At 70.3% G+C, this 6,458-nt stretch carries 5 protein-coding genes; 2 read left to right on the forward strand and 3 right to left on the reverse strand.

Going from position 1 to position 6,458, the window contains the following annotated elements; all coding sequences use genetic code 11:
- Nucleotides 1-3: 3 nt before the first annotated feature.
- Entirely contained in the window at nt 4-885 is an 882-nt protein-coding gene (ilvE, locus tag AB0C28_RS51790; protein ID WP_357862942.1) for a branched-chain-amino-acid transaminase, read from the forward strand.
- Here the strand turns inward: ilvE and AB0C28_RS51795 are convergent.
- From AB0C28_RS51795 to AB0C28_RS51805, 3 genes are all read right to left on the reverse strand, one after another.
- Nucleotides 872-1,753 (reverse strand): IclR family transcriptional regulator, encoded by an 882-nt coding sequence (locus AB0C28_RS51795; RefSeq protein WP_357862944.1) that lies wholly within the window; start codon nt 1,751-1,753, stop codon nt 872-874. The genes ilvE and AB0C28_RS51795 overlap by 14 nt on opposite strands.
- Before the next feature lie 113 nt (nt 1,754-1,866).
- Entirely contained in the window at nt 1,867-3,162 is a 1,296-nt protein-coding gene (locus AB0C28_RS51800) for an aminotransferase (RefSeq protein WP_358084277.1), read from the reverse strand.
- Nucleotides 3,159-4,535 (reverse strand): sodium/glutamate symporter, encoded by a 1,377-nt coding sequence (locus tag AB0C28_RS51805; RefSeq protein WP_358084280.1) that lies wholly within the window; start codon nt 4,533-4,535, stop codon nt 3,159-3,161. The genes AB0C28_RS51800 and AB0C28_RS51805 overlap by 4 nt, the downstream gene beginning before the upstream one ends.
- A 547-nt stretch (nt 4,536-5,082) precedes the next feature.
- Here AB0C28_RS51805 and AB0C28_RS51810 point away from each other — a divergent pair.
- Nucleotides 5,083-6,458 (forward strand): Clp protease N-terminal domain-containing protein (locus AB0C28_RS51810; protein WP_358084282.1); only part of this gene is annotated, 1,376 nt, incomplete at its 3' end.

Consider the following 6,458-nt stretch of genomic DNA (forward strand, 5'->3'; position numbering starts at 1 on the left):
GACATGAACGACGGCGAACGCATCGCCTATGTCGGCGGCGAGTTCGTGCCCGAGGCGAAGGCCGCGATCTCGATCCTGGACCACGCGGTGCTCTACGGCGACGGGGTCTTCGAGACCGTGATCGCCTGGCGGGGCCGGGTCTTCCGGCTGGACGAGCACGTGCGGCGCTTCCTGCGGTCGTGCGCGGCCGTCGCCCTGGACTGTCCCGTCTCCGGGGAGCGGCTGAAGAGCCTGGTCATGCTGACTGTACGCGAGAACGGGCTGGCCGACGCCTACGTCAAGTGGATCCTGACCCGCGGCTCGAACGGCACGCCGCTGATGGATCCCACCGGGTGCGTGCCGAACCTGATCATCATGGCGCGGCCGTACATCGACCGCTCGTCCAGGAGCGGGCTGCGGGTGAAGACCGTCGCGATCCGCAGGCCGCCGGGGCACGTCCTCGACCCGCACGTGAAGAGCCTGAACTACCTTAACCTCGTGATGGCGAAGATCGAGGCCAGGGCCGCCGGCGCCGACCAGGCGCTGATGCTGGACGTGCACGGCCGGTTGTGCGAGGCGCCGGGCTTCAACGTCTTCGTCGTCACGGACGGGGTGGTGCGGACGCCGCGGCACGACGTGCTGCGCGGCATCACCCGGGACACGGTCATGCGGCTGGCCGCGGAGTCGGGCCACCAGGTGCACGAGAGCGACCTTGAGCTGTACGACGCCTACACCGCCGACGAGGTGTTCCTCACCAGCACCGCGGGCGGTCTCGTCCCGGTGGTGGAGGTCGACGGGCGCACGATCGGCGGGGGCGGGCCCGGCCCCGTGGTGTCCGCGCTCCAGGACGCCTACCGTGCGGCGTTGTCGTCGGATCGCTGGAGCACCCCGCTCACCGGACGGTAGGGGCGGGCTGGTCGCCCGCGAGGCGGCGTACGCGCGACTCGGTGACCTTGCCGATCGCCTCGCGCAACCGCGCGTTGAGCGCCTCGGCCTCCTCGGTGAGCCAGGCGACGATGTCGGCGCGGCGGGCGGGCGACATGCGCTCGGTGATCGCGGCGACGCTGAGCGCCGCCACGGGCCGCCCGTCGTGTCCCAGCACCGGCACGCCGACGGCCCTCATCCCGGCCAGGATCAGCCGGTCGTTGAACGCGTATCCCAGCTCGCGGCTCTCCTCGACCGCGGCCATGATCGTCGCCGAGTCGAGCTTGCCGAAGTGCGGGTACTGCGGGGCGTTGGCCGCCACGATCGTGCGGATCTCGTCGTCGGGCAGCCCGGCCAGCATGGCCAGGTTGCCCGCGCCGACGCCGAGCGGACGGCGGTCGCCGACGTTGAGGCTGAGCGTCTTGATGGGGAACCCGCCGGTCACCCGGTCCACGCACACCGCCTCGTAGCCGCTGCGGATGGTGAGGTAGATCGTGTCGTGGGTGCGCTCGGCCAGGCGCAGCATGCACTCGCTGGCCAGGTCGGCCAGGCCGTAGCGGTTGGCGGCGGCCATGCCGAGCGAGAACAGGCGCAGCCCGAGGGAGAACCGGCTGGTGCGCTCGTCCTGCTCGACCAGCCCGACCTGGGCGAGGGTGCCGAGGATGCGGTGGGCGGTCGCCTTGCGCAGGCCGGTGTCGGCGGCGATGTCGATCAGGCGGCGGCCGTGGCCGTCTCCCGCGGCCACGGCCTCCAGGATCGCGGCGGCGCGCTCGATGCTCTGGATCGACTCCGAGTTTCGCTCCGGGCTCTGGATCGACTCCGAGTCTCGCTCCGGCGGATCCGTGTTCACGTGACCAGTCTGCCATTCTGATCCTGCGGCATGACCGTCATCGGCGGCCCCCTCACCCGCGTTCGCTCACAGCACTTCCCTGACCGCGCCGCACAGCACCTCCCCGCTCGTGCTCACGCGACCTCCTTGATCGCCCGTTCCAGAGTCGTGGCCAGGAGGTCCAGCTCGTCATCGCCGGCGACCAGCGGCGGGCCCGCCATGACCACGTTCGACAGGCCCGCGGCGGTGTTGGCGTTCATGCCGACGATGACGCCGCGCTCCCTGCACGCCTCGACGACGCGCCGGGTGACGTCGGCGGCGACGGGCCTCCTGGACACGCGGTCCTCGACCAGCTCGACGCCGGCCAGCAGGCCGAGCCCGCGCACCTCGCCCACCTGGGGCAGGGCGAGCAGGGGTTTCAGCCGCTGCGGCAGCGAATTCGCGGCCGCCCGGGCGGGCAGGTCCTCGCCGTCCATGATGTCCATGGTGCGCAGCGCGACGGCGCAGGCCGCGGGGTGGCCGCCGAAGGTGTTGATGTGCCGCAGCCGGCCCGGCCCGGTGGCGGCGAAGCGTTCGTGGATCTCGCGGCGGACGGCCGTGACGGCGATCGGGAGGTAGCCGTTGGCGACGGCCTTGGCCATGGTGACGATGTCCGGCACGATCCCGGAGTACTGGTGACCGAAGCGCCGGCCCGTACGGCCGAAGCCGCAGACGGCCTCGTCCACGATGAGCAGCGCGCCGGAGCGGGCGCAGATCGCGGCCACGGCGGCCAGGTAGCCGGCCGGCGGCACGATCACCCCGCCGCCGCTGATCACCGGCTCGGCGATGACGGCGGCCACGGTCTCCGGCAGCTCGAACCGCACCACCCGCTCCACCTCGCCCGCACAGCGCAGCGTGCAGCCACCCTCGCACAGATGACAGCGGTACGGATCCGGTGGTGCGACGTGCAGGAACCCGGCGGGCAGCGGCTCGTAGCCGAGTTTGCGCTGGTTCTGTCCCGTGGCGGCCAGCGCGCCGGGGGTCTGGCCGTGATAGGCGCGGTAACTGGAGACGATCTTCTGACGGTACGGCTCGCCGCACTGCTGGTGGTACTGGCGAGCGATCTTGAAGGCGACCTCGTTGGCCTCGGAGCCGGAATTGGAGAAGAAGAACACGTAGTCGCCGCCGAGCCACTCCCCCAGCCGGGCCGCCAGGCCCTGTGCGGGCAGGTGGGAGTCGGTCAGCGGATAGTACGGCAGCGTCCTGAGCTGGTCGCGGGCCGCGTCGGCCAACTCGTCACGGCCGTAGCCGGCGTTCACGCACCACAGGCCCGACTTGGCGTCGAGGTAGCGCCGGCCGGTGTCGTCGGTGACCCAGCATCCCTCGCCCGACACCATGACGGTCCTGCGCGCCTGCGGGTCGTACCCGGACATCGGGTGCCAGACGCTCATCGCGGCACCTCCTGCGCCGCGGGCTCCTCCTCGGTGCCGGCCACGGCGGGCAGGCCCCACCAGCCGAAAACCCGCGCGAGGACGAGCGTGACGGCGCCGAACGCGACGCACGCGCCGGCCAGGCCCCAGGCGTATCCGGCGGTGACGACGATCGGCGCCGTGGTGATCAGGAGGATCTCCACCGGGCCGACGCCCAGGTAGGCGAGCCCGAAGTCCTCCAGGGTGCGGCTGCGGTTGCGCGGGTCCACGATGCGCAGCAGCGCGATGCCCGTGGCGACCGAGCCGGTCATCCAGCCCCAGGTGAAGATGGCGCGCTCGAACCAGCGCGTACGGAAGAACAGCGGCGTGACGTACCGCAGCAGCACCACGCAGTAGACCAGCCCGAACACCAGGAGCACGGCCAGCGGCACGGCGTTGTCGGCGATCACCCGCGGCACGATCGAGGTGATGGCGAAGGCGACCAGCAGGTCGGAGAACGTGCTGCTGAGGGTGGTGACCGTCTCCCGGTCCACGTGCTTGTCCGTACGGGTCACCGTGATGACGCCCTGGAGCGCCAGCCCCGCGAGGAAGCCCAGCGCGAACACGGGGATGGAGATGTCCGGCCAGAGTTCGGTCAGGTACCGGCCGAGGAAGTATCCGGCGACGGCCGGGATGAGGATCAGCCCGAGGTGCAGCGTCAGCGACTCCAGCGAGTTCGACGACAGCGTGCCGGTGCCGATCGGGCGCCGATCCGCCTCGGGCACCACGCCGGTCCGCAGCTCCTCGGGCAGCTGGTCGAAGCGGGTGAGTGAGCCGGCCGTGCCCTTGCGCGCGGCCCACTTGGTGATGATCAGCCCGCCCACGATGCAGACGACCACGCCCATGGTGGCGGCGGTGTAGCCGAGCGAGGTGGCGTCCTGCCAGCCGCGCGCCTCGAACGCCGACCCGGCCGCCGCCGCGGTGCCGAACCCGCCCGCCCAGCCCAGCGCGAGCAGCAGCCCGAACCCGTCGGGCACACCCCACAGCGGTCCCAGCAGGGCCAGCCCGAACGCCAGCCCGAGCCCCCACATGAACACCTCGCCCGCCTGCGAGTACGAGTAGAGCGCCCCGACGCGGGCCGCCATCCGGCGCCCGCCCCGCAGCGCGTGCCCGAGCGGGACTGCGCTCATGATCAGCACGATGAGCACGCCGGGGTACTGCCCGATCGCTTCGGAGAACGGCAGCACGTCCAGGGCGTTGGGGCCGAGCAGCAGCCCGACCAGGCCGGCCGTGATGCTGGCCGGCAGGAACAGCACCTGGAACAGGCGCACCTTGGCACGCAGGATCTGGGCGAGGACGAGCAGGGTGCAGATGATGCCGAGATCGCAGACCAAGGACCAGACGGTCAACTCCACGCCTCCTCCTTTCCTGGGAGGTGAGTACCGCGATGCGGGATTTGGTTTCGATAATGCCTCCGCTGTGGTGTCTTGTCGAGGTCGTTCCGCGATCCCGCTCGACCTGCCGGCACGCCAGGCCGCCCCTGTCCGTTCGGCCGGCGGCTGAATTGGCGGCAATCACCATAATGAGGACTAAGCTGGTAAACAGGCAGGTTAGCTACCGGAGCCCGACGAGTTCGCTCACGCAGCGTCATGCGCGGGCCACACGTCGGCGGGCTCAGTACGCCGGACGATGTCGAGCGGTGATCACACCGCCCGTTCCGTGGAACGTGTCAAACGACCTGGGGACACACGGCCGGCGCGACGGCCGGCACCGACTCCCCGCTGAACGAGCACGGCTCGGAACCGGGCTCGTGCGCCCCGCCGGCAAGGCGCTCCGCTGACAGTGGCCGACCACGTCCACGCCCCTGGAACTCCTGACGGTGCCCTGATGTGGACCATCGTCGACCAGAAACGATCCAGGCCACGCCCGTCTGGCATATTCCGCCCCGCCAGGAGGCTCGAGATGTTCGAGAAGTTCACCGACCAAGCGCGGCGTTCCGTCGTCCTGGCGCAGGAGGAGGCCAGGACGCTCAACCACAATTTCATCGGCACCGAGCACATCCTGCTCGGCTTGATCCATGAAGGGAAAGGCGTGGCCGCCAAGGCTCTGGAGAGCCTGGGCGTCAGCCTTGAGGGTGTGCGCCAGCAGGTCGAGGAGATCATCGGCCAGGGCCGGCCGACCGAGCCGGGACAGATTCCGTTCACCCTGCGGGCCAAGAAGGTCCTGGAGCTGTCGATCCGTGAGGCCGTGCAGCTGGGTCATGACTACATCGGCACCGAGCACATTCTGCTCGGGCTCATCGCCGAGGGCCAGGGCGTGGCCACTCAGGTGCTGATCAACCTTGAGGCCGACCCCGGGCGGATCCGGACCTGGATCCTGCGCTCCCTTTCCGGCCGCGAGGGCGGCCGGCCGGATGCGCCCATCGCCTTTTCCGAGTCGAACCGGCCCTCCTCCGGAGCACTCGATCAGTTCGGTCGCAACCTGACCCAGGCCGCCCGCGACGGCAGGCTGGATCCGGTCATCGGCCGTGAGAAGGAGATCGAGCGGGTCATGCAGGTCCTGTCCAGGAGGACCAAGAACAACCCCGTTCTCATGGGCGAGCCCGGCGTCGGCAAGACCGCCGTCGTCGAGGGCCTGTCGCAGCGGATCGTCAGGGGCGAGGTGCCCGAGACGCTGACGGACAAGCAGCTCTACACGCTTGACCTCGGTGCTCTGGTGGCCGGCTCGCGCTACCGCGGTGACTTCGAAGAGCGCCTGAAGAAGGTGCTCAAGGAGATCCGCACGCGCGGCGACATCATCCTGTTCATCGACGAGCTGCACACGCTCGTGGGTGCGGGCGCCGCCGAGGGCTCGATCGACGCCGCCAGCATCCTCAAGCCGATGCTGGCCCGCGGCGAGCTGCAGACGATCGGCGCCACCACGCTCGACGAATACCGCAAGCACTTCGAGAAGGACGCCGCCCTCGCCCGCCGCTTCCAACCGGTTCTCGTCGCCGAGCCCTCGCTCAGCCACACGATCGAGATGCTCAAGGGTCTGCGTGAGCGCTACGAGACACATCACGCCGTCTCGATCACCGACGACGCGCTGATCGCCGCCGCGCAGCTGGCCGACCGCTACGTCAGCGACCGTTACCTTCCCGACAAGGCGATCGATCTCATCGACGAGGCGGGAGCGCGGCTGCGCATCCACCGGATGACCGCGCCGGCCGGCTCGTACGCCGAAGACGTCGTGACCGAGGAGCTGATCGCCGAGGTTCTGGCGACCGCCACCGGCATCCCGGTCTTCAAGCTGACCGAGGAGGAGTCGCAGCGCCTGCTCCGCATGGAGGACGAGCTGCA

Source organism: Nonomuraea sp. NPDC048892 (assembly GCF_040649735.1).
GTDB classification, from domain to species: domain Bacteria; phylum Actinomycetota; class Actinomycetes; order Streptosporangiales; family Streptosporangiaceae; genus Nonomuraea; species Nonomuraea maheshkhaliensis.

Bases quoted from the DNA above. Each gene is read 5' to 3' on its own strand.
- ilvE (WP_357862942.1), top strand. From the start codon at position 4: ATGAACGACGGCGAACGCATCGCCTATGTCGGCGGCGAGTTCGTGCCC.
- AB0C28_RS51800 (WP_358084277.1), bottom strand. From the start codon at position 3,162: ATGAGCGTCTGGCACCCGATGTCCGGGTACGACCCGCAGGCGCGCAGG.